This window comes from Hyphomicrobium sp. CS1BSMeth3, assembly GCF_900117415.1.
In the GTDB taxonomy this organism is placed as follows: domain Bacteria; phylum Pseudomonadota; class Alphaproteobacteria; order Rhizobiales; family Hyphomicrobiaceae.
In genome coordinates, this window is sequence record NZ_FPEI01000006.1 from 2,017,157 (window position 1) to 2,039,573 (window position 22,417).

At 64.3% G+C, this 22,417-nt stretch carries 19 protein-coding genes; 14 read left to right on the plus strand and 5 right to left on the minus strand.

Features of this window, described 5'->3' with window-relative positions; genetic code table 11:
* The first annotated feature begins 31 nt into the window (after positions 1–31).
* Genes CS1BSM3_RS24415 through CS1BSM3_RS24440 form a run of 6 tightly spaced genes read left to right on the plus strand, consistent with a single transcriptional unit; the run spans position 32 to position 6,533 of the window.
* Positions 32–1,003 (plus strand): thiamine pyrophosphate-dependent dehydrogenase E1 component subunit alpha, encoded by a 972-nt coding sequence (locus CS1BSM3_RS24415; RefSeq protein WP_210188828.1) that lies wholly within the window; start codon positions 32–34, stop codon positions 1,001–1,003.
* A complete protein-coding gene (locus CS1BSM3_RS24420) occupies positions 1,000–1,974 on the plus strand; it encodes an alpha-ketoacid dehydrogenase subunit beta (protein ID WP_072392147.1) in 975 nt (324 codons plus the stop codon). The genes CS1BSM3_RS24415 and CS1BSM3_RS24420 overlap by 4 nt, the downstream gene beginning before the upstream one ends.
* A gap of 18 nt (positions 1,975–1,992) precedes the next feature.
* Complete coding sequence (locus tag CS1BSM3_RS24425) at positions 1,993–2,778, plus strand: enoyl-CoA hydratase/isomerase family protein (protein WP_072392150.1); 786 nt, start codon at positions 1,993–1,995, stop codon at positions 2,776–2,778.
* A 3-nt stretch (positions 2,779–2,781) separates the two neighbouring features.
* The gene (locus tag CS1BSM3_RS24430; protein WP_072392153.1) at positions 2,782–3,834 is read left to right on the plus strand and encodes a biotin/lipoyl-containing protein; all 1,053 of its coding nucleotides are present in this window, start codon (positions 2,782–2,784) and stop codon (positions 3,832–3,834) included.
* A gap of 17 nt (positions 3,835–3,851) precedes the next feature.
* Entirely contained in the window at positions 3,852–5,024 is a 1,173-nt protein-coding gene (locus tag CS1BSM3_RS24435) for an acyl-CoA dehydrogenase family protein (protein WP_072392156.1), read from the plus strand.
* An 18-nt stretch (positions 5,025–5,042) separates the two neighbouring features.
* On the plus strand, positions 5,043–6,533 hold the full coding sequence (locus CS1BSM3_RS24440) for an AMP-binding protein (RefSeq protein ID WP_072392159.1): 1,491 nt from the start codon (positions 5,043–5,045) through the stop codon (positions 6,531–6,533).
* Positions 6,534–6,552: 19 nt separating this feature from the next.
* Here CS1BSM3_RS24440 and CS1BSM3_RS24445 read toward each other — a convergent pair whose 3' ends face one another.
* The gene (locus CS1BSM3_RS24445; protein WP_072392162.1) at positions 6,553–6,927 is read right to left on the minus strand and encodes a hypothetical protein; all 375 of its coding nucleotides are present in this window, start codon (positions 6,925–6,927) and stop codon (positions 6,553–6,555) included.
* 111 nt (positions 6,928–7,038) lie between these two features.
* Between CS1BSM3_RS24445 and fdnG the strand changes: the two genes are divergently transcribed.
* The 8 genes from fdnG to CS1BSM3_RS24490 all read left to right on the plus strand — a co-directional run bounded on the left by fdnG (position 7,039) and on the right by CS1BSM3_RS24490 (position 16,653).
* A complete protein-coding gene (gene fdnG / locus CS1BSM3_RS24455) occupies positions 7,039–10,119 on the plus strand; it encodes a formate dehydrogenase-N subunit alpha (protein ID WP_143149339.1) in 3,081 nt (1,026 codons plus the stop codon).
* Between the two features lie 13 nt (positions 10,120–10,132).
* Positions 10,133–11,074 carry a formate dehydrogenase subunit beta gene (gene fdxH, locus CS1BSM3_RS24460; protein ID WP_072394501.1) on the plus strand — a complete coding sequence of 314 codons (942 nt, stop codon included), beginning with the start codon at positions 10,133–10,135 and terminating at the stop codon, positions 11,072–11,074.
* Positions 11,071–11,787 carry a formate dehydrogenase subunit gamma gene (locus CS1BSM3_RS24465; protein WP_072392170.1) on the plus strand — a complete coding sequence of 239 codons (717 nt, stop codon included), beginning with the start codon at positions 11,071–11,073 and terminating at the stop codon, positions 11,785–11,787. Before fdxH ends, CS1BSM3_RS24465 begins: the two co-directional genes overlap by 4 nt.
* 212 nt (positions 11,788–11,999) lie before the next feature.
* A complete protein-coding gene (locus tag CS1BSM3_RS24470) occupies positions 12,000–12,821 on the plus strand; it encodes a transporter substrate-binding domain-containing protein (protein WP_072392173.1) in 822 nt (273 codons plus the stop codon).
* Positions 12,822–12,904: 83 nt separating this feature from the next.
* Positions 12,905–13,651, plus strand: coding sequence for an amino acid ABC transporter permease (locus tag CS1BSM3_RS24475; protein ID WP_072392176.1), 747 nt, complete (start codon positions 12,905–12,907; stop codon positions 13,649–13,651).
* Positions 13,648–14,529 carry an amino acid ABC transporter permease gene (locus CS1BSM3_RS24480; RefSeq protein ID WP_072392179.1) on the plus strand — a complete coding sequence of 294 codons (882 nt, stop codon included), beginning with the start codon at positions 13,648–13,650 and terminating at the stop codon, positions 14,527–14,529. The genes CS1BSM3_RS24475 and CS1BSM3_RS24480 overlap by 4 nt, the downstream gene beginning before the upstream one ends.
* 10 nt (positions 14,530–14,539) lie before the next feature.
* Positions 14,540–15,292, plus strand: a complete 753-nt coding sequence (locus tag CS1BSM3_RS24485) for an amino acid ABC transporter ATP-binding protein (protein WP_072392182.1) — start codon at positions 14,540–14,542, stop codon at positions 15,290–15,292.
* 56 nt (positions 15,293–15,348) lie between these two features.
* Positions 15,349–16,653, plus strand: coding sequence for an aspartate aminotransferase family protein (locus tag CS1BSM3_RS24490; RefSeq protein ID WP_072392185.1), 1,305 nt, complete (start codon positions 15,349–15,351; stop codon positions 16,651–16,653).
* A 27-nt stretch (positions 16,654–16,680) separates the two neighbouring features.
* On the opposite strand, the gene CS1BSM3_RS24495 is transcribed toward CS1BSM3_RS24490, so the two are convergent.
* The 4 genes from CS1BSM3_RS24495 to CS1BSM3_RS24510 form a co-directional block, all read right to left on the minus strand.
* Positions 16,681–18,417 (minus strand): ABC transporter permease, encoded by a 1,737-nt coding sequence (locus tag CS1BSM3_RS24495; protein ID WP_072392187.1) that lies wholly within the window; start codon positions 18,415–18,417, stop codon positions 16,681–16,683.
* An 85-nt stretch (positions 18,418–18,502) separates the two neighbouring features.
* A complete protein-coding gene (locus CS1BSM3_RS24500; RefSeq protein ID WP_072392189.1) occupies positions 18,503–19,582 on the minus strand; it encodes an extracellular solute-binding protein in 1,080 nt (359 codons plus the stop codon).
* A 10-nt stretch (positions 19,583–19,592) separates the two neighbouring features.
* Positions 19,593–20,654, minus strand: a complete 1,062-nt coding sequence (locus CS1BSM3_RS24505; protein ID WP_072392192.1) for an ABC transporter substrate-binding protein — start codon at positions 20,652–20,654, stop codon at positions 19,593–19,595.
* A gap of 87 nt (positions 20,655–20,741) precedes the next feature.
* Complete coding sequence (locus CS1BSM3_RS24510; protein ID WP_072392194.1) at positions 20,742–21,803, minus strand: ABC transporter ATP-binding protein; 1,062 nt, start codon at positions 21,801–21,803, stop codon at positions 20,742–20,744.
* Positions 21,804–22,417 lie beyond the last annotated feature (614 nt).

Here is a 22,417-nt window from a genome sequence, read left to right on the forward strand (position 1 = left end):
CTTTCGTCCCAAACGGCTGGAGGATCTCTGCTTGACCGCGGCGGACAGCGTTGCACCCCTCGACCTGTTGCGGACGATGCGGCTGATCCGCGAGGCGGAGCTGCGCCTTGCCCAGCTCTTCGCGGATGGCGAGGTGCCGGGCTTCATTCATCTCTCCGTCGGCCAGGAAGGCGTGGCGGCCGGCGTCTGCGCGGCGCTCGGGCCCGCCGATACGCTTGCCTCCAACCATCGCGGCCACGGGCACGCGCTGGCCAAGGGCCTCGACCTCGAACGCTTCTTCCTCGAGATCATGGGCAAGGCCGAGGGCATGTGCAAAGGCCGCGGCGGCTCCATGCATGTTGCCGATGCGGCCGTCGGTATGCTGGGCGCGAATGGCATTGTCGGCGCCGGATTGCCGATCGCCGTCGGGAGTGCCCTTGCCCATCAGGTGAAAAAGAGCGGCGCCGTGGCGGCCGTCTTCTTCGGTGACGGTGCGCTTGCCGAGGGCGTTATGCACGAGAGCTTCAATCTCGCGTCCATCTGGCGCCTGCCGGTGCTGTTCGTGTGCGAGAACAATGGCTGGTCGGAGTTCTCTCCGACAGCGCGGCAACTTGCAGCAACACCGACTGCGCTGGCTGAAAGCCATAAGATCATCGCGCGCTCGATTGATGGGAACGACGTCATTGCGGTGCATGATGCTGCGCGCGCGCTCGTCTCTGAGATCCGCAGCGCTGGAGGCCCGCGTTTCCTCGAATGCCGTACGACGCGCGTACGCGGTCACTTCGAGGGCGATCCGCAGAAGTACCGCGATGCGGTCGATGCCGCGCGCAGCGAGGACGATCCGATCGGACGCCTCGAGCGGCGGCTTGCAGCAGATGGCGTGCCGGCAGCGGATATCAAGTCCGCGGAACGCGATGCTATTGCGCGCGTCGATGCTGCAGTGGCGCGCGCGCGAGCCGGCGCGGCCCCGACTTTCGACGCCGCACTCCGCGATGTGTATGCCAATACGGAAGCTCGGCCATGAGCGAAGTCCGCTTCGGCCAGGCCATCAACCGCGCGCTCGCCGATGCCATGGCGGCCGATGAGAGCGTCGTCCTCTTCGGCGAGGATGTCGCCGCGCCCGGCGGCCCCTTTGGCGTGACACGCGGCCTGCTCGATCGCTTCGGCGCCGAGCGCGTGCGCGATACGCCGATCTCGGAAGCGGCCATCGTCGGCGCGGCCGTCGGTGCAGCCATGAGCGGCCTGAAGCCCGTCGTCGAGATCATGTTCATGGATTTCGTGACGCTCTCCATGGACGCGCTCGTCAATCAGGCGGCGAAGGCACGCTTCATGTTCGGCGGGCAGTATGCACTGCCGATGGTCGTGCGCCTGCCGCACGGCGGCGGCATCAATGCCGGCCCGCAGCACTCGCAGTGCCTTGAAGCCTGGCTCGCGCACGTACCAGGCCTCAAGGTGGTCTGCCCGGCGACGGTCGCCGATGCCTACGCGCTGACGCGCGCTGCGATCGCTGACCCGGATCCCGTCATCGTCGTCGAGAACAAGAGCCTCTATGCCGTGAAGGGCGAGCTGCCCGAGTCAATGCCGAATGTAACGATTGGCAAGGCGGACATTGCGCGCCCTGGCCGCGATGCGACGATCGTGACCTACGGCGCCATGCGCGATGTTTCTCTTGCGGCCGCCAGCGCGCTGGCAAAGGACGGCATCGAGGCTGAAGTCGTCGACCTGCGCTCGCTCCAGCCTTGGGACGAGACCGCCGTGCTCGCCTCGCTCGCGCGCACGCACCGCCTCGTGATCGCCCACGAGGCCGTCGAAGCTTTCGGCATCGGCGCCGAGATCGCCGCGCGCATGGCCGACATCGGCTTCGACGAGTTAGACGGCCCGATCGTTCGCGTCGGCGCACCCTTCATGCCCGTCCCCTTCGCGAAAGAGCTCGAGGCGCGCTACCGCCCGGATGCCACGCGCATTGCCGATGCCGTGCGCCGGACGCTCGCATAACAGAACCGAGGAACGCCCATGACCACCGATGTGATCCTCACCGAGATTGCGGACGGCATTGCCGTCGTCACGATCAACCGACCGAAGACGCTCAACGCCCTCGACATCCCGACCCTGCTGGTGCTCGAAGCGGCATGGGCCAAAATCGAGGCCGATCCGGCGGTGCAGGTGATCATCATCACGGGTGCGGGCGATCGCGCTTTCGTCGCCGGCGGCGACATCGCCGATCTCAAGTCACGCGACGGCCTGCGCCACTATGAGGAATTCGGCGAGGTCGTGCATCGCGTCTTCCGCAAAATCGAGTTGTGCGACAAACCGACGATCGCGGCGGTCAACGGCTACGCACTCGGCGGCGGCACGGAGCTCATTCTCGCGACCGACATCCGCATTCTTGCGGATACGGCGCGGCTCGGCCTCCCCGAGATCACGCTCGGACTTTTTCCCGGTGCCGGCGGCACGCAGCGCATCATCCGGCAGGTCCCGCTCTGCCGCGCCAAGGAGATCATGTTCACGGGCGAGCAGATCTCGGCGCAGGAAGCCGTCGCGATCGGCCTTGCCAACAAGGTCGTGCCGAAGGCGGACGTGATGGCGGCCGCGCGCGAGATGGCGGCGAAGATGGCCTCGAAGTCACCGCTCGTGCTGAAGCTCTTGAAGCGGACGCTCAACAGCGGCGGGGAGATGCCGCTCTCGGCGGCACTCGCGCACGAGCAGGCCATGATCGGCCTCGTGCTCGACACTGCGGACTCCAAGGAAGGCTGTGGTGCATTCCTCGAGAAGCGCGCACCGAAATTCACCGGCCGTTGAACCATGGCTGAGGTCGTCGACCTGTTGATGCCGAAGCTCGGTCTCACCATGACCGAGGGCACCGTCGCGCACTGGCTCGTGGCGCCGGGTGCGCGCTTTGCAGCAGGCGACGCCGTCGTCGTGATCGAGACCGACAAGATCGCGAACGAGGTGGAGGCGCCATCGGCCGGCGAGCTGGTGACGCTGCTTTCGTCCGAAGGCGAAGTTGTTCCCGTCGGCACGCCGATTGCGCGCTGGCGGCTCGATGAAGCAACGGCACAAGCTGGAAGGCTTGAAGTCGAGGCCGTGGCGCCCGTCGCAGAGCCCGCTCCGGCGGCGCAATTTGTCGCCGCGCCGGCGAGAGATGACAGCCGCATCATTGCGACTCCGTACGCACGGCGTCTGGCGCGCGAGGGTTCGCTCGATCTCAGCAATCTTGCTGGCTCCGGTCCTCGCGGAAGGATCAAGGCGGCCGATGTGCTGCAGGCCTTGGAGGCCAAGGCCGCGGCGCAGAGCATTGCGCCTGCTCCGATAGCCATGCAACGCGCCGCACCGATGGCGGCCCCAGCCGCAGCCCTTTCGTTCGTGGTCGCGGATGTGGATGTCAGCGCTCTGCGCGCGCTCGATGCGCGTCTCGCGGGATCGCGGGATCGGCCCTTCGAGCGCCGCGTCTACCTCGCGCTCGCGTGCATCAAGGCCCTTCATGCCGACGGTGAGACCCCCGTCCGGTTGGGCTTCCCGGGGGCCGATGGCCTCGCAACGCTCGATGGGACGGCGCGCGATACTCTGTCTGCCATCGCCGCACGCATGTCGCATCTCCAGACGGACAGCACGCGCGGCGATGTCGCCATTTACATGATCGAAGGCAGGGTCCGTCAGCTCGTCCCTGCGCTCCCGCAGGGCTGGCGCATGGCGCTCGGCGTCGGCGGTGTCCGCACGGTCCGTGGCGGCGACACTACGCACGAGATGACCTTGGCGCTCGTCCACGACGCCACCACCGATCACGCATTCGCAGCCGAGCTGCTGGACCGCATTGCAGCGCTTCTGGAAGAGCCGCTGCATCTGCTTGCCGGCTGAGCCGAACGGAAAGTGCCATGGATTTCGATCTGACCGACGAACAGAAAATGATCGCGGAGAGTGCGCGCAAAGTGGGCGAGCACTTCGGCCTCGACTACTGGCGCGATCACGATGCACGGAAGGCCTTTCCGCAGGAGTTCTGGCGCGCGGTCTGCGACGCAGGTCTCTGCGGCGTGGCGCTGCCCGAAGAACATGGTGGCAGCGGCCTCGGCATGGTCGAGATGGCGCTGATCATCGAGCAACTGGCGGCTGCAGGTGGTGGCTGCACGGTCGGCCAGCTCTTCATGATCAATCCGATTTTCGGCGGCGTCTCGATTTCGCGCTTCGGCAGCGAGGCCATGCGCCGCGAGCTGCTGCCAAAGATCATCTCGGGTGAGATCAACTGCTGCATGGCACTCACTGAGCCCGATGCCGGCTCCAACAGTCTCGAGATCAAGACGTTCGCGACACGCGCTGGCAACGGTTGGCGACTCTCGGGCCGAAAGATCTGGATCACCGGCGTCGAGTCGGCGCAGAAGATGCTCGTCATTGCGCGCACGACGAAGGTCGAGGCTTCGCCGAAGCGCACGCACGGCCTGACTATGTTCATGATCGACGTCGCGCGCGAGGGCCTGACCTATGCGCCGATCGAAAAGGTCGGAACGAATACGCTTTCGGCCTGCAATGTGTTCTTCGATGATGTCGAGGTCGATGGGAGCGAGATCATCGGCACGCTCGATGGCGGCTGGTACGAGCTGCTCGACGTGCTGAACACCGAGCGCATCGTGACGACGGCCGGTCTCGTCGGCGCGGCCGATCTCGCGATCCGTCTCGCGGTCGACTATGCCAAGGATCGCCGCGTGTTCGGCGGAAAGCCCATTGCGAGCTACCAGGGCCTGCAGTTCCCGCTCGCGCAGCACTGGGCCGAAGTGCAGTGCGCACGACTCATGAATCTCAAAGCGGCGGCACAGTTCGATGCCGGCAAACCCTTTGGCACAGAGGCCAATGTCGGTAAGCTTATTGCCTCACAGGCGGCGTCTGCAGGCATCGAGCAGGCCATGCAGACGATGGGCGGCATGGGTTTTGCCAAGGACATGCACGTCGAGCGCCTGTGGCGGGATGCGCGTCTCTTCCGCTTTGCCCCGATCTCGGAGGAGATGATTTTGAACTTCATCGCCGGGCAGAACCTGGGGCTGCCGCGGTCGTACTGAGTGCACGGAGCCGGTGCGATGCTGAACCTGACGAGCTTCATCCGCTTCCACGCCCGGCGCACACCTGACGCGCTCGCGCTCATCTACGGCGAGACGCGGCTTGGTTATGCCAGCCTGCAGGCGCGGATCGAGAAGACGGCAGGTCTGCTGGCCGCTCGCGGCGTCGGCGCCGGCGACATCGTTGCCGTGGTCATGAAGAACAGCGCGGCCTTCATCGAGCTCGCCTTTGCGACGAGCCACCTCGGCGCGGTCTTCCTGCCAGTCAATTATCGGCTCGCTGCGGAGGAAGTCGCCTACATCACCGGCCATGCCGGCGCGAAGCTCATTTTCGCCGATGAAGAGCTGGCCGGGCTGGTCGCCGGTCTCGCGAACGTCGTGCTCGTCGATACGGCTGCGCAGTCTGACTCGACGCGCCTAGCCGGCGTCGCCGCCCCCGCGCCAATGCACGTCACCGGTCCGGATGACCTGTTCCGGCTGATGTACACGTCCGGCACGACGGACCGCCCCAAGGGCGTGATGCACACCTATGGCAATTTCTATTGGAAGAACGCCGACCACGTCGTGGCGCTCGGCTTGACAGCCGCGGATCGCCTGCTCGTGACCGGGCCGCTTTATCACGTCGGCGCCTTTGATCTGCCGGGCGTGGCCGTGCTGTGGGTCGGTGGCGCGCTCTGCATTCATCGCGACTTCGATCCCGTTGCTGCTATTCGCTCGATCGAGCAGGAACGACTGACGGGCGCCTGGTTCGCGCCGGTCATGCTGAGCTCGATCCTCGCGCATCCCGAACGCGAGAAGCACGACGTCTCGAGCATCAGGTGGGTCGTTGGCGGCGGCGAGCGTACGCCCGAGCCGCGCATCCGCGCCTTCAGCGGGTACTTCACGAACGCCCGTTACGTTGATGCGTACGGCCTAACGGAATCCTGCAGCGGCGACACGATGATGGAGGCGGGGTGCGAGATCGAGAAGATCGGCTCTGTCGGCCGCGCGCTCGCGCATGTCGAGGTCGAGATCCGCGATGAGATGGGCCGCGCACTCGCGGCGGGCGAGAGCGGCGAGATCTGCCTGCGCGGGCCTAAGATTACGCGTGGCTACTGGAAAGACCCGGAGAAGACGCGCGCCTCCTTCTTTGGCGACTGGTTCCGCAGCGGTGACATCGGCCATATCGATGCGGACGGCTTTCTCTATCTGACGGACCGCAAGAAGGACATGATCATCTCGGGCGGCGAGAACATCGCGTCATCCGAGGTCGAGCGCGTCATCTACCAGCTCCCCGGCGTGCGCGAAGCGGCGGTCATCGGCCTTCCGGATGAGCGGTGGGGCGAACGCCCGGTCGCCGTGGTCGTGCTCAACGAAGGTGCCGCACTGGATCTGCCGACGCTCACCGCCCATTGCCGCGCGAACCTCGCCGGCTTTAAGGTCCCGAAGGACCTGATCATCCGCGAGCAGCTCCCGCGCAATCCATCAGGTAAGATCCTGAAGCGCGTCCTGCGGGCCGAACTCGCGGACTGAACACCCGCCAATCGGGGGCTCACTTTTCCTCGCACCTGTCGGCGCGGTCGTTCCGATTTTGATCCGATTTGGTGGGGTCGAGACCGCTCGCCGTCTCGGGCTGCGCCGTGCGGGAATCCGGTGACGGCCCACTGTTCGACGTCTCATTATGCGAGCCCCCGAGCCCGCCGCCCGACCAGCCGGTAGCGCCCATATTCTTCACGCCGGAGGCTGCGCCGCTTTCCGTGGGCGTGGCCGGCCGGGCCGTCTTCGGGGCATCACAGTTTCCTGCTTCGGCCGCGGTCCGGGAAGGCGCCTGGGCGTCGGCCGAGAGCACCGCGAAAACAAGCGAAAGAGCTGCCAGGGCCACGCTTGGCGCCAGCCATTCGAGAAGATAGTTGGGCGGCATCACCATAACGTGAACCCCAATCATAAATTCCTTGATCCGCTTAGGCACCAATCGGGGAACTGAGTGCCTCCGCTTGCGGTTCCAAGTGTGGTGTCACATTTGTTTTGGAGGCCTGGGATGAACATCCAAGTCTCTCGCCGGCGCTTCTTGCAGTTGGCGGGTGCCGGTGCGGCCGCGACGTCGATCGCGGCGTTCGGATATGGCGAGGCGGAAGCCGAAGTTGCCGCCCACGTCAGAAACTTCAAGCTCGCGAAGTCGACGGAAACCCGGAACACTTGCACGTACTGCTCCGTGGCCTGCGGAATCATCATGTACTCGCGCGGTGACCTGACAAAGGGCGAGCAGGCGAACATCTTTCACATCGAGGGCGACGCCGAGCATCCGACCAACCGCGGAACGCTTTGCCCCAAGGGCGCTGCGCTTCTCGATATGGTCCACTCGAAGACGCGCACGCTCTACCCGCAGGTGCGCAAGCCCGGATCGGACAAGTTCGAGCGGATCTCGTGGGACGAGGCGCTGGATCGCATCACGCGCCTCATGAAGGACGATCGCGACAAGAACATCATCGAACGGAATGCCGCCGGCGTGACGGTCAACCGCTGGACGACGACCGGCTTCCTGGCGGCGTCGGCGACGACGAACGAAACAGCCTGGGAGACCTACAAGGTCGTACGCTCGACCGGGATTGTGGCGTTCGACAACCAGGCGCGCGTTTGACACGGACCTACGGTAGCCAGTCTGGCTCCGACGTTCGGTCGCGGCGCAATGACGAACTCCTGGACCGACATCAAGAATACCGATCTCGTCGTCATCATGGGCGGTAATGCCGCGGAAGCCCATCCATGCGGCTTCAAGTGGGTCACCGAGGCGAAGCACAACCGTGGCGCCAAGCTGATCGTGATCGACCCGCGCTTCACGCGCTCGGCGTCCGTCGCGGATTTCTACTGCCCCATCCGGCAAGGCACGGACATCGCCTACCTGCTCGGCGTGATCAACTACTGCATCCAGAACGACAAGGTGCAGTGGGACTATGTGAAGTCCTACACCAACGCCGGCCTGCTCGTTGACGAGCGCTTCGGCTACAGCGACGGCCTCTTCACGGGCTACGACGAGGAGAAGCGCGACTACGACCGCACGAGCTGGGACTACCAGATGGGCGCAGATGGCTTCGCGCTCATCGACGACACCCTGCAGAACCCGCGGTGTGTGTGGAACCTGCTGAAACAGCACGTGGCCGTCTATACGCCCGAGATGGTCGAGCGCATCTGCGGTACGCCGAAGGATAAGTTCCTCAAGGTCTGCGAAATGATCGGCGAGTGCTCGTCCAAGACCCGGACGATGACCTCGATGTACGCCCTCGGCTGGACGCAGCACTCCAAGGGCTCGCAGAACATCCGCGCGATGGCCATGTTGCAGCTCATCCTCGGCAACATCGGCGTGCGCGGCGGCGGCATGAATGCGCTGCGCGGCCACTCCAACATCCAGGGCCTGACCGACATCGGCCTCATGTCGAACCTCATTCCGGGCTATCTCAACATCCCGACCGAGCGCGAGACGTCGCTCGACGTGTACATGTCGACACGCGGCTTTAAGCCGCTGCGCCCGGGACAGACGAGCTACTGGCAGAACTACAAGAAGTTCTTCGTGAGCTTCCAGAAGGCCATGTGGGGCGAGGCGGCGACGGCAGAGAATAACTTCGCCTATGACTGGCTGCCGAAGCTCGATGTGCCGTCGTACGACATCCTGCGCGCCTTCGAGCTGATGCACGCTGGCCGGATGAACGGCTACTTCTGCCAGGGCTTCAATGCGCTGCTCTCGTTCCCCAATCGCAAGAAGATCACGGCGGCGCTCTCGAAGCTCAAGTTCCTCGTCGTCATGGATCCGCTGCAAACGGAGACGGCGCGCTTCTGGGAGAACCACGGCGACTTCAACGACGTCAACTCCGCCTCTATCCAGACCGAGGTCTTCGAGCTGCCGACGAGCTGCTTTGCGGAGGACGAAGGCTCGCTGACGAATTCCGGGCGCTGGCTGCAGTGGCATTGGCCGGGCGGCACGCCTCCAGGCGACGCCAAGTCCGACAACTGGATCATGGCGCAAATCTACCTGCGCCTGAAAGCGCTCTACGAGAAGGAGGGCGGCCCCGTTGCCGATCCCATTCTCAAGCTCGACTGGCGCTACAAAGATCCGGGAGACCCGACGGCCGAGGAGCTCGCGAAAGAGCTCAATGGCTATGCCGTATCGGATCTGGCCGATCCATCGGATCCGACGAAGATCGTCGTGGCGCGCGGCAAGCAGGTGCCGGGCTTCGCGGTGCTGCGTGACGATGGCTCAACAGCATGCGGCTGCTGGATCTACTCCGGCTGCTTCACCGAAGCCGGCAATCAGATGGCGCGGCGCAGTACGAACGATCCCGATGATACGGGGACGTTCCCGACCTGGGCGTGGTCGTGGCCGGTGAACCGGCGCATTCTCTACAATCGTGCGTCCGCCGATCTCGAGGGCAAGCCCTGGGACGAGAGCCGCAAGCTCATGTGGTGGGATGGGACAAAGTGGACGGGCTATGACGTGCCCGACATCGCGCCGAACGCCCAGCCGGGCGAGGTCATGCCCTTCATCATGAATGCCGAGGGAACCGCACGGCTGTTCTCGCTGCGCGGGCTCCGCGAGGGACCGTTCCCCGCGCACTACGAGCCCTTCGAGGCGCCGATCGCCAATGTTCTTGCGCCGCATATTCGCGGCAATCCGGCGGCGCGCGTCTTCAAGGACGATGCCGCGCAGTTCGGCGATGCCAAGGACTTCCCCTATGCCGCGACCTCGTACCGACTGACGGAGCACTTCCACTTCTGGACCAAGCACGCCCAGATCAATGCGTCCCTGCAGCCCGAGTTCTTCGTCGAGATCAGCGAGGAGCTGGCTAAGGAGAAGGGCATTGTTCGCGGCGGATGGGTGCGCGTCTCCTCGGTGCGCGGCTCGATCCGGGCCAAGGCCGTTGTGACGAAGCGCATTCGCCCGCTCGTCTGCGACGGCAAGACCGTCCACATCGTCGGCATTCCGCTTCATTGGGGCTTCACGGGAGAGACCAAGGAGGGCTTCGGCCCGAACTCGCTCACGCCTTTCGTCGGCGACGCCAACATCGAAACGCCCGAGTACAAGGCGTTTCTCGTCAATATCGAAGCCATCAGCGGGCCCGTAGCCTGACAGGGAGGCCATGATGTTTCCTCCGCTTCCCAATCCCGATGTCTCGGCGCAAAAGCCGCCGCTCTTCGGCGAGCAGGATCTCGTCCGCCGTTCGGCATCGAGGGTGCCCGCGCCGGCACGTCAGCTCACGCCGGTCGCCAAGCTGATCGATGTCTCCAAGTGCATTGGCTGCAAGGCCTGTCAGGCAGCATGCCTCGAATGGAACGATCTGCGCGAGAAAGTCGGCGTGAACCGCGGCGTCCTGGACAATCCCGATGATCTTACGCCCGACAGCCTGACGGTGATGCGCTTCACCGAATGGATAAACCCGTCGACCGATACCCTCGAATGGCTCATTCGCAAGGACGGCTGTATGCACTGTGCCGAACCGGGCTGTCTCGAAGCCTGTCCGGCACCCGGGGCGATCGTGCAGTACTCCAATGGCATCGTGGATTTCATCCACGAGAACTGCATTGGCTGCGGCTACTGCATCAAGGGCTGTCCATTCAACATCCCGCGCATCTCGCGCGTCGACAACACCGCCTACAAGTGTACGCTCTGTTCCGATCGCATTGCCGTAGGCCAGGGGCCTGCGTGCCAGAAAGCGTGTCCGACCCAGGCCATCGTGTTCGGCACCAAGGACGAGATGAAGGCCTGGGCCGATCTCCGCATCAAGGACCTGAAGTCGCGCGGCTTCGACAAAGCCGGCCTCTATGACCCGCCGGGCGTCAGCGGCACGCACGTCATGTATGTGCTGCATCACGCAGACCAGCCGCATATCTATGCCGGGCTGCCGGACAACCCGCGCATCAGCCCGCTCGTCAGGGCATGGAAAGGCGCCGGCAAGTATGCAGGCCTGGGGCTGATCGCACTTTCCGTCGTCGCCGGCGTGATCCATCACCTCGTGCAGGGCCCGAACCGGGTTACCAGGCATGATGAGGAGGAAGCCGAGCGTCTCGCTGGAGACAAGCCATGACGGACCGCACGCACGACGACATTCCCGAAGCCCACGTCCGCGTCCCCCGCTACTCGGGATCAGCGCGCGTCAACCACTGGATCGTGGCGATCAGCTTCATTCTGCTAGGCCTCAGTGGTCTCGCGCTGTTTCATCCGAGCCTGTTCGGTCTAACGGTGTTGTTCGGCGGCGGGCAGAACGCGCGCTGGCTGCATCCCTGGCTCGGCATCGTGCTCGTGGTCGCGTTCTTCGGCTTGTTCGTGCGCTTCGTGTCGCAGAACCTGCCGGAGCGGACGGACATCACATGGCTCGCGCGTCTACGCTATGCCCTCAGTGCAGGTGGCGAGGACTACCTCCCTGAGGTCGGCAAGTACAATGCCGGGCAGAAGTTCGTCTTCTGGTCACAGACATTGCTCATTCTCGTCCTGCTCGGCTCGGGCCTCTGCCTCTGGCAGCAGGGACAGGACTATCTCGAGCGCACTCTCGGTATTCACGTCTCGATCGAGACCATGCGGTGGGCCGCGGTCATTCATGCGACCGCCGCCGTGCTGACGATCATCGTCTTCGTCATTCACGTCTACTCGGCCATCTGGGTCCGCGGTACGATCGATGCCATGACGAGCGGCACCGTTACCGGAGGCTGGGGCTGGCGACACCATCGGCGCTGGCTCCGCAGGAAAGTGCGCGAGGGCGATGTCGACGTCGAGCATTCCAAGGGTGCTTCCGGGTCCTGACGGCTGGCGCCGCCCCCATCGGACGCACCCCACCGCGGCACCCTGAGCCACTCAGCCAACCCCCGAGCTGCCTGGAAAGCGAACATTATTGCCTGAATTGTACGGCTTTCGGACGTGAGGCTGCCTGTGCCATAATTTCAGGCAGCGGGCCGGGCAGCGACGTGCGCTGTGAGCGAACCGCGGGCACTGAGCAGCAGCACGGGAGACGTCCAATGAGACGACTGATGGGGGTTCTGGCAATCGGCGTTGTCGCCGCCTTGATGGGCAGCACGGCAGCCAAGGCCGACCAGCTCGCCGAGATCAAGAAGAAGGGGACTCTCATCGTCGGCGTGAAGACCGACTATCCGCCCTGGGGCATGCGTGACGCCAGCGGCAATATCGTCGGCATGGAGCCGGACATGGCCGCCGACGTGGCAAAACGGCTCGGCGTCAAGCTGGAGCTGGTCTCGGTCGTCTCCTCGAACCGGATGCAGTTCCTGCAGCAGGGCAAGATCGACCTCATGATCGCGACCATGAGCGACACCCCGGAGCGTCGTAAGGTCGTCGGCATCGTCGACCCGGTCTACTATGCCTCGGGCGTCGCGATCCTCGCCAACAAGAAGGCCAACATCAAGGGCGCGGGCGACCTCAAGGGCAAGCCGGTCTGCGCACTGCAGGGCGCATTCTACAACAACGAGCTGCAGTCGAAGTACACCGGCACCGACCTCGTGGCCTTCAAAGGCATTCCCGAAGCGGAGCAGGCGCTCCTCGACGGCCGCTGTGTCGGCTTCGTCTATGACGATGTCGTGCTGGTCTGGAAGAAGGCTCAGGACAAGAAGTGGGAAGCCTTCGACGTCGTCGCCCTCCCGGAGTGGAAGCCGGTGCCGTGGGGTCTCGCGGTCAAAACCGAGGAGCTGAGCGGCCCGTGGGGCAAGTTCATGGCTGAGACGACGAAGGATTGGCTGAAATCGGGCACGTTGCTCGCGCTCGAGAAAAAGTGGGTCGGCAGCAATACCCAATGGCTGATCGACGCAAGCGCGGCAGCCAAGAAGTAAGCGACGAGAACTGGGGCGGTGCAGGAAGGTGCGCCGCCCCAGCTTGCTTCGCCCCGACATACCCCTTCAGCCGCGAGCATTTAATGGAAGGTCTTTGGGACTTCCTGCGCAGCCTGCATGACGCGTACGGCATCAATCTCGTCCACTTCTACGACACGTTTGAGCGCGGCCGGATGCTTCGCGGCATGTGGACGTCGATCAAGCTTGCGGCTGTTTGCATTGTCCTGAGCGTGCTCATCGGCATCCTCGGCGCGTGGCTGCAGGGCAGCCGCTTCAAGGTCCTCAAGGCGGTTGTCCAGGGCTACATCCAGTTCTTCCGCAACACGCCGCCGCTCGTACAGATGTACTTCTTCTACTTCGCGCTCGGGCCGCAGATGCCGCGCGTCGTCAACGAGTACGGCATCTCCCAGCCCATGCTCGGCAGTTTCGAGTGGGCGGTCATCTCGCTCTCGTTCTTTGCCGGCGCCTTCAATATCGAGATCTTCCGATCCGGCGTCGAAGCCGTGCAGCGGTCCACCGTGGAGGCGGCAGAATCGCTCGGCTTCAACCGCTGGCAGATCTATCGCTATGTGGTGCTGCCGCTCGCCGTGCGCGTGTGCCTGCCAGCGCTTAACAACAATCTCGTCAACCTGATCAAGACGACGACGCAGGCCTATGCGATCGCCGTGCCTGAGACGCTCTTCGTCGCGAGCCAGATCTGGTCGGACCGCATCAACGTCTTCGAGATGATGGTGACGCTGCTCACGTTCTACCTCCTGCTGGTCGGCATCTTCGTGTGGCTCATGACGCGGCTCGAGCGATCGCTGCGCGTTCCCGGGTTCGGCCAATGACAGCAACCCGAAACCACGCATCCGTGACGAGCGAGGGCGTTGCGCCGGCTCGTGGTGAAAGCGGCTATATGGCGGCCGCGTTCACGCCCAGGGTGCTCGCGGGCGCCTTCGGCCTCGTGGCTGTCGTCGTGCTCGCAGGCGAGGCCTGGGCGCAGCTCAATTCCGGCGCCGGACAGGCCGGCATCATGACCACGCTCTGGAAATGGACGCCACTCATCCTCTTCGGACCCAAGGGCGAATTCGGCGGCTTCGTGCTCAACATCGTGGTGAGCTTTCTCGCCATGGCCATCGGCACGATCAGCGGCCTTGTTCTCGGCCTCGGCCTGATCTCGAAGTTCGGCCCCGTGCGCTCCGTGGCTTGGGCCATCACGCAGTTCTTCCGCAACTCGCCATGGCTCGTCCTCCTGTTCTTCGTGATGCTGCTGACGCCATTCCAGATCCGCATTCTCGGGCTTTCCATCCCGCTCCCTGCCTGGCTCAAGGCGACGGTCGGGCTCGCCCTGCCGATCATGGCGAACATCGCCGAGATCGTGCGCGGCGCCGTGAACTCGATCCCGACCGGCCAGTGGGAATCGGCCGAGAGCCTCGCCTTCTCGCGCCTGCAGACGCTCTGGCGCATCATCCTGCCGCAGTGCGTGAAGCGCATGATCCCGCCATGGATGAACTGGTACGCCATCCTCACCATGGCGACGCCGCTGATCTCCATTGTCGGGGTCAACGACGCCATGACGCTCACGCAGGACGCGCTCGCCTCCGAGCAGCGCACCGACCTGCTGATGCCGATGTACGCTTTGCTGCTGCTGTTCTTCTTCGTCTACTGCTATCCGATCGCGCGCTGGACCATACGGCTCGAGCGCAAGTACGCCGTCCGCATCTGAGGTGAGCGCGATGACAAATGCCTGGACGCCGGATCAGCCCATCGTCAGCATCAAGGACGTGCACAAGTCATTCGGCCCCGTTGAGGTGCTGAAGGGCGTGAGCTTCAACGTGCGCAAGGGCGAGGTCGTGTGCATCATCGGCCCGTCCGGCTCCGGGAAGTCGACGCTGCTCCGGTGCATCAATGCCCTCGTGCCGATCGAAAAGGGCTCGATCACGGTCGAGGGGCAGGAAGTCCACGACGCCGCGCTCGACAAGCTCGAGCTGCGCAAGAAGGTCGGGATGGTCTTCCAGTCCTACAACCTCTTCCCGCACAAGACGGCACTCGAGAACGTCATGATGGCGCCGATCCACGTGCTGAAGCGCCCGCGCGAGGAGGTCGAGGCGCAGGCGCGCCGGCTCATCAAGAAAGTGCGCCTCGAGGGCAAGGAGGATGCCTATCCCGGCGAGCTGTCGGGCGGACAGCAGCAGCGCGTCGCGATCGCGCGATCGCTCGCCATGAACCCGGATATCATGCTGTTCGATGAAGTGACCGCCGCGCTCGACCCGGAAACCGTCAAGGAAGTTCTCGTGACGATCCGCGAGCTCGCGGAAGAAGGCATGACGTGCATGCTGGTCACCCATGAAATGGGCTTCGCGCGCGAAGTTGGGGATCACATCTACTTCACGGATCGCGGTATCATCGTCGAGCACGGGCCGCCGGCGACGTTCTTCAGCAACGCCAGCGATCCGCGCACGCGCGCCTTCCTGAGCCAGATCCTCTGACGTCGGGCGGCAGCAGCAACATTGCGGGCAAAGCTCGCCAACGCAGGAGATGAGCCATGGCGCACGCGACAGCTTCCGAGGAGAAGGCGCTCTGGGAGCGCGCAAACCGCCATCTCGTGCGCTATGGCCACTACTTCCAGCCGGTGATCATCGACAAGGCGCAGGGCGCCTTCATGACGGCGACCGATGGCCGGCGCATTCTCGACTTCGCCTCCGGGCAGATGAGCACCATCCTCGGGCACAGCCATCCCGAGATCACGGCGGTGATCCGGGAGCAGGCTGGCGAGCTCGTTCACCTCTACAGCCAGCTTCTCTCGCGCCCGGTGATCGACCTTGCCGAGAAGCTCGCGGAGCTTGCGCCGGGCAAACTCGGAAGCGTGCTGCTGCTCTCGACGGGCGGCGAGTCCAACGAGGCCGCGCTGCGCATGGCCAAGACCGCGACGGGCCGCTACGAGGTTCTCGCGCTCTCGCGCTCGTGGCACGGCGTGACGGGCGGGGCCTCGTCGGCCACGTTCTCGAGCAGCCGGCAAGGGTACGGTCCTGCGCTGCCCGGCTCCTTCGCGCTCCCGGCGCCGACGCCATATCGTCCGGTGTTCATGAAGGGCGATACCTACGACTGGGAAGCGGAGCTCGAGTACGGTTTCGAGCTGTTCGACCGCCAATCCACGGGTAGTCCGGCTGCCTTGATCCTCGAATCGATCCTTTCGAGCGGCGGCGTGATCGTGCCGCCGAAGGGCTATCTGAAGGCCGCCGCAGAGCGCGCAAGAAGGCGCGGAATGCTGGTCATCGTCGATGAGGCCCAGACCGGGCTCGGGCGTACGGGCCGCCTCTTCGATTGCGAGTACGACGATCTCGTCCCGGATTTCGTGACGCTCTCGAAAACGCTCGGCGCCGGTCTCGCCCTCTCGGCCGTGATCACGACGCCAGAGATCGAGCAGCAGTGCTTCGACAAGAAGTTCCACTTCTATACGACGCACGCATCCGACCCGCTGCCGGCGGCGGTCGGCCTGAAGGTCATCGAGATCATCCTTCGGGACCGGCTCGCGGATCGGGCGCGCGTCGCCGGCGAGCGGCTCAAGGCCGGCTTCGAGAGCCTGATGCAGCGCTATGAGGCGATCGGCGATGTGCGTGGGCGCGGGCTTCTCATGGGTGTGGAGCTGGTCAAGGACCGGCGCACGAAGGCACCCGATCCGGAGCTCGCCATGCGGATCATGAACCGCTGCCTCGAGCTTGGTCTCTCGACGAGCATGGTGCGCGGCGGCTGGGGCATTTTCCGCATTGCCCCACCGATCACGATCACCGACGAGGAAATCGATCTCGGTCTTTCGATCTTCGCGGACGCGTTCAAGTCGTGCACCTGACGCGCCCGCCCTGCGGGGCTGGCGTCGTCAGGTATTGCGCAGGCCGCTGCTACCGAAGCCCGGCAGGCGGTTGATGAAGATCACGACCGTGAAGGTGAGCACGAGCATCGACAGGCCGAGGATGGCGATGGCGCCGAGATCGCCGCTTTCCTTGAGATCGAAGATCAGCACCGACACCACCTTCGTCTCCGACGTAAACAGCATGATCGCCGCCGACAGCTCTCTGACGGTAGACACGAAGATGAAGCACCAAGTGGCCAGCACGCTGGTGCGCAGGAGCGGCGCGGTGACATCGCGCAGGGAGCGCAGCCGCGTCGCTCCGAGGATCCGGCTCGCGTCCTCGAGCTCGGGATGCACGGCGCGGAATGCGGATTGGAGCTGCTGATAGGCCGCTGGCAGCTCGATGGTGATGTAGGCGATCAAAAGCACCCACAGCGTGCCATAGAGCACGAATGGCGGCCGCGTGTAGGCAAGGAAGAGCCCCACGCCGAGCACAATACCGGGGATGGCGATCGGTGCCGTCGCGAGAAAGCCGAGCACGCGATAGCCTGTGATCGCCTTACGCGCGGTCGCGTAGCTGATGACCAGCGCCAGAACCGTGCCGATCGTCGCCGAAGCCGCGCCGAGAATGAACGTGTTCTTCAGCGCGAGCTGCGTCGTCGAAAGCTCGAAGAATGTGAAGTGGAAGTTCTTCATGGTGAAGGTCGCCGACGTCACGAGGTTCGTCGCGATCGGCGAGAACGCCGCGTTGAGCAGCGCGAAATAGGGCAGGAACACGGGCAGCATCAGCACGATGACGACGAACGCCATGGCCGGTACGACGAACCAGCCGAGCCGGATGAGCCGCGGTTCACCCGACTTGCCGCCGACAATGGAATAGCCCTTGCGGCCGAGGATCATCTGCTGGCCGCGCAGCAGCATGACGGTCAGGAACAGTAGCGGTAGCGACGCGGCGGCCGCGAGCTCCGGCTTGGGTGGATACTGGAACAGGCTCCAGATCTTGGTCGTCATGGTGTGGAAGCCGGCTGGCAGCGCGAGGATCGCCGGCGAGCCGAACAGGATCATGGCCTGCAGGAAGGCGACGAGCGCACCCGCGAGCAGTGCCGGCAGCACGAGCGGGATCGTCACGCGGCGCGCCGTCGTCCACGTGCCAGCGCCGAGGATGGAGGAAGCGTCCTCCAGGTCGCCGGGAATGCGGTCGAGCGCGTTCGCGACCAGAACGAACACATAGGGAAACGTGTAGCAGGCGATGACGAAGATCAACCCAGGCATCGAATAGATGTTGAAGAGATAGGCATCCATCTCCGCGCCGGTGAGAAAACGATACAGCTTGTTCAGCAGCCCGCTGTTGGGTGCGGCGAGGATTTCCCAGGCGATCGCACCGAGGAACGGCGGCGTCACGAACGAGGCCGTGACCAAGGCGCGGATGACCTTGGTCATGGGCATGTCCGTGCGCGCAACGAGCCAACCCATGGGGGCCGCGACCAGACAGCAGGCAACGCTGGAGCTGATTGCGACGATCATCGTCGTGATCAGCGGCTCGACGAGATCGGGATCGCTGAAAAGCGTGCGGAACTGCGCGAGCGTGAACACACGCTCCTTCGTTGCCGGATCGACCTCGCTGAGGCTGTACATGACCAGCCACGAGATCGGCAGGAGGATCAGGACGCAGAGCAGCGCCGCAAAGGTCAGCAGCACGGGGACCGAAAAATCGACCTTGAAGGTTCTACGGCCTTCTTTTTGCGCAGGCAGTGCGAGGGTCATGATTTCGTGGATCCGCTGGAAGCTTTATGAAGGCGCGAAATTGCAGCGCGGACGCCGTGTGCGTCCGCGCTTGGGGTGTCTCGTCCTAGACCTTGAACAGCGCCGAGTAGCGCTTCTTGATTTCCTCGGCCCCCTTCTCGATGGCCTCGGCGTCCTCTTTCATCAGCTTGATGTCGGCGAGCTTGCGCACGCCGGGCTTCTCGACGGTCTGGGCATGCGGTGAGTATTGGCGCGCGAAGTCGACGATGATCTGCTGGCCCTCGCGGGAGTGCATCCAGTTCTGGAAGAGGCGGCCGGCATTGGGATTGGGCGCGCTCTTGAACACGACACTCGGGCTCGTCGCGACGGGCGTACCCTCCTCCGGGTAGATGATGTCAACCGGATCGCCCTTTTCCTTGTACTGGATGATCAGATAGCCGGCGCCATCGACCATGATGGCGCGCTCGCCGAGCGCGATCTTCTTCGGCGTGTCGGTCGCCGACTGAACCTGCATGATCCGCTGCTTGGCAAGCTTCTCGAAATACTCCCAGCCGAGATCACGTGCCGTCTGATAGGTCGAATTCATGATGGTGCCGCTGTAGGCAGGATGTGCCTTCACCATCTTGCCGGCCCATTTGGGATCGAGGAGATCCGCAAAGCTCTTCGGCGCCTCCTCGGCCTTCACCAGATTGGTGTTGTAGCCGAGCGGAGAGACCAGCACGCGCGTGACGATCTGGAAGCCCTCGGGATCGTAGTATTGCTTGGGATAGTGCTTCACCACCTCTTCCGGCAGGTAGGGCGCGAGCAAACCGTCGCGCTTCCAATGGATGACATGCGCGAGGTCGGACGTGTTCGCGAGGTCGACGGCGTAGATCTTGCTCGAGAACTCCTGCGCAATGCGCGTGAACACGCGCTCGGCACCGGAACGCTCGACCCGCGCCGAAATGCCGGGAAAGCGCTGCTCGAACTCGCGGCCCAAGCGTTGGGCCAGAGTCAAGTCCATGGCCGTATAGAAGACGACCTTGCCTTCCTTCTTGGCAGCTTCGATCAGCTCGGGCGTGATGGCTGCAGCAGCCGGCGCCTGCGCACGGGCAGGCTGCGCGAACAGTGCGCCGCTCATCCCCGCGGCGGCCAGCGCCGTCGTCCCCTTGAGGACGTCGCGGCGCGCAAACTTCTTCTCCGTCATGGTCGTGTCCTCACACCTTGAACAGTTGCGTGTAGCGCTTCTTGATCTCGTCGCCCTGCTTCTCGACGCCGGCCGGATCTTCCTTCATCAGCTTGATGTCCTTGAGCGGCTTGTGGCCGGCCTTTTCCTTGACCTGAGGATGCAGCGAGCGCAGGCCACCGAAGTCGACGATGAGCTGCTGGCACTCGAGGCTGAAGCAGAATGACTGGAAGAGCCGCGCCGCATTCGGGTTGGGCGCCGCCTTGAACACGGCATTCGGGCCGATCACCAGCGGAGTGCCCTCGGACGCGTAGATCGGCGCGATCGGTTGGCCCTGCTCCATCATCTGGAACACGATGTACTCGCTGCCGTCGGCCATGACGGCGCGCTCGCCGAGGCCGAGCTTCTTCGGCGGATCCGTCGCCGACTGCACCTGCATGATCCGCTGCTTGGCGAGCTTCTCGAAGTATTCCCAGCCGAGGTCGCGAGAGATCTGGAATGTCGCGGTCATGATCGTGCCGCTGTAGGAGGGGTGCGCCTTGACGATCTTGCCGGCCCATTTCGGATCGAGCAGGTCGGCGAAACTCTTCGGCGCCTCCTCGGCCTTCACCAGATTGGTGTTGTAGGCCATGACGCTCAGCGTCGCGCGGAAGCTCGCGAATGTGCCGTCCGCATCGCGGTGCTCCGCTGCATAGTGCTTCGCCACGTCCTCGGGTACATACGGCGCGAGCAGGCCGTCGCGCTTCCACACGATCATGTGCGCCGCATCCGAGGAGTTCACCACGTCGACCGCGTGGATCTTGCTGCTGTACTCCTGGCCGATGCGCTGAAACACCCGCTCGGCCCCCGAGCGCTCGACGCGGACGGAAATGCCGGGATACTTGGCTTCGAATGCCTTGCCGATCCGCTGCGCCATCGGCAGGTCGATCGATGTGTAGTAGACGACCTTGCCTTCTTTCTTCGCCGCCTGGATGAGCTCCTCGGTCACCGCCGAGGCCGGCGGCGCCTGAGCATGGAGCGGCGTCGCTGCGACGGCAGCCGCCAGAGCACCCGCGCCTTTGAGGACGTCACGTCTGTCGAGTATGCGTGCCATCGTTGTTTCCTCTCCAAAGTGATCGATGCCGCTTTGCGGTTCATCCGGTCGTCGCGTGCGACCCGTCTCCTGCCCGGTTGCGCGCAACTATGCGCTCAGTGCCCTGCAGCTCTCGTGCGGCAGATGAAGCCATACATTCGAGCCGGCCGCGACGGCATCGCTGGCCGGCGTGACCACACGAAGCTGCGTGCCGTCGGCAACCTCGACCAGGTAGTCGCGGCTGGATCCGAGGAAGACCTGCCGGACCACCGTCGCCGGCACCACATTCTCCTTCTCGGCCGGCTCCTTGGCCATCAGCCGGATGCTGTGCTGGCGGATCGAGACCGCCGTATCGCCACTTCTCTGTACAGTGGCATTGCTGACCCGCAGCGGTACGCCCGAGAAATCGACCCGCCCCTCCGCCAGCGTCTTGCCGCGCACAACATTGCTCATGCCGATGAACCGGGCGACGAACTCCGAGTTCGGGCGGTCGTAAATGTCCTCCGGCGAGCCCGCCTGCTCGATCTTGCCGCCGTTCATGACGCAGATCACGTCGGCGGTCGTCATGGCCTCGGACTGATCGTGGGTCACATAAATCGTGGTGTAGCGATACTCATCGTGGAGGCGTCGGATCTCGAAGCGCATTTCCTCGCGCAGGTTGGCGTCGAGGTTCGACAGCGGCTCGTCGAGGAGCAGCGTCTCCGGCTCCACGATAAGCGCCCGCGCCAGCGCCACGCGCTGTTGCTGCCCACCGGAAAGCTCGCCGGGATAGCGGCTGGCCAGCGGCGCCAGCCGCGTGGTCGCGAGGATCGCTTCGAGCTTCCGCTTTGTCGTCGCCGTATCGATCTTCCGCAGCTTGAGCCCGTAGGTGATGTTCTCCGCGACCGTCATGTGCGGCCAGAGCGCATAGCTCTGGAAAATCATCGACATGTTACGGCGCTCGGGCGGCAACGTGCGCTGCGGGCTCGACACCTGCTGGTCGCCGACGCGGATTTCGCCGGCGGTCGGCTCGACGAAGCCGGCAATGAGCCGCAGTGTCGTCGTCTTGCCGCAGCCCGAGGGGCCGAGCAGGCAGACCAGGCTGCCGTGGGCGATGGTCAACGAGATATCGTCGACAACAGCATTCGATCCGTAACGCTTGGTCAGATCTCGCAATTCGACCGACGCCACCGTGTCCCCCCTCCCTCTTCGTGCCGCGGCAGGCCCGGCGCACTCAGCGCACCGGAAGATCCCATATCGCGTTCTTTCGTTTCCTGGGCTGTGCCTGACCGGCCCTGGCCACAGCCATCTTCATCGCTCTGATCTTGATGCGTGCGTCCACCGGTTGTCGGCATCCGGGCCCATCAGCAACGAGATCGCGCACGTCGTCAAGAGAGACGAGAACATACCGATTAGTTATTGGAGCCCAGGATGTTACGGCGGGGTGAACACTGGGCTCGCGTCCCTGCGGCACCCGGCCCATTCGCGGGACACCTCGGCGGGTCGAACAATCGACAAATGAGGCCGCGGACGAGCATCAAGAGACGCCACACTGCAATTGGGGGTGTGTCCTGATGGCTTCCTGGCTCGCCGAGCGCGAAGATCATTCCATTGCTGATCCATCGGCGACAGGTCGGGCCACCTGACTGGCAGCACCTACGGGCCGATGCTCAATCCAATTTCGATCCAATGAAGTCGTATCCCGACTGCGGAGCAGCAACAGGCGCACGCGCAGCACTCCTCAGACAGACGGCGGCAATCCGGCTGCCCGCACTCCTCGCGGATCTGGCATCGAAACTCGGAGG

Bases quoted from the DNA above. Each gene is read 5' to 3' on its own strand.
- CS1BSM3_RS24420 (WP_072392147.1), top strand. From the start codon at position 1,000: ATGAGCGAAGTCCGCTTCGGCCAGGCCATCAACCGCGCGCTCGCCGAT.
- CS1BSM3_RS24425 (WP_072392150.1), top strand. From the start codon at position 1,993: ATGACCACCGATGTGATCCTCACCGAGATTGCGGACGGCATTGCCGTC.
- CS1BSM3_RS24430 (WP_072392153.1), top strand. From the start codon at position 2,782: ATGGCTGAGGTCGTCGACCTGTTGATGCCGAAGCTCGGTCTCACCATG.
- CS1BSM3_RS24435 (WP_072392156.1), top strand. From the start codon at position 3,852: ATGGATTTCGATCTGACCGACGAACAGAAAATGATCGCGGAGAGTGCG.
- CS1BSM3_RS24440 (WP_072392159.1), top strand. From the start codon at position 5,043: ATGCTGAACCTGACGAGCTTCATCCGCTTCCACGCCCGGCGCACACCT.
- CS1BSM3_RS24445 (WP_072392162.1), bottom strand. From the start codon at position 6,927: ATGGTGATGCCGCCCAACTATCTTCTCGAATGGCTGGCGCCAAGCGTG.
- fdxH (WP_072394501.1), top strand. From the start codon at position 10,133: ATGTTTCCTCCGCTTCCCAATCCCGATGTCTCGGCGCAAAAGCCGCCG.
- CS1BSM3_RS24465 (WP_072392170.1), top strand. From the start codon at position 11,071: ATGACGGACCGCACGCACGACGACATTCCCGAAGCCCACGTCCGCGTC.
- CS1BSM3_RS24470 (WP_072392173.1), top strand. From the start codon at position 12,000: ATGAGACGACTGATGGGGGTTCTGGCAATCGGCGTTGTCGCCGCCTTG.
- CS1BSM3_RS24475 (WP_072392176.1), top strand. From the start codon at position 12,905: ATGGAAGGTCTTTGGGACTTCCTGCGCAGCCTGCATGACGCGTACGGC.
- CS1BSM3_RS24480 (WP_072392179.1), top strand. From the start codon at position 13,648: ATGACAGCAACCCGAAACCACGCATCCGTGACGAGCGAGGGCGTTGCG.
- CS1BSM3_RS24485 (WP_072392182.1), top strand. From the start codon at position 14,540: ATGACAAATGCCTGGACGCCGGATCAGCCCATCGTCAGCATCAAGGAC.
- CS1BSM3_RS24490 (WP_072392185.1), top strand. From the start codon at position 15,349: ATGGCGCACGCGACAGCTTCCGAGGAGAAGGCGCTCTGGGAGCGCGCA.
- CS1BSM3_RS24495 (WP_072392187.1), bottom strand. From the start codon at position 18,417: ATGACCCTCGCACTGCCTGCGCAAAAAGAAGGCCGTAGAACCTTCAAG.
- CS1BSM3_RS24500 (WP_072392189.1), bottom strand. From the start codon at position 19,582: ATGACGGAGAAGAAGTTTGCGCGCCGCGACGTCCTCAAGGGGACGACG.
- CS1BSM3_RS24505 (WP_072392192.1), bottom strand. From the start codon at position 20,654: ATGGCACGCATACTCGACAGACGTGACGTCCTCAAAGGCGCGGGTGCT.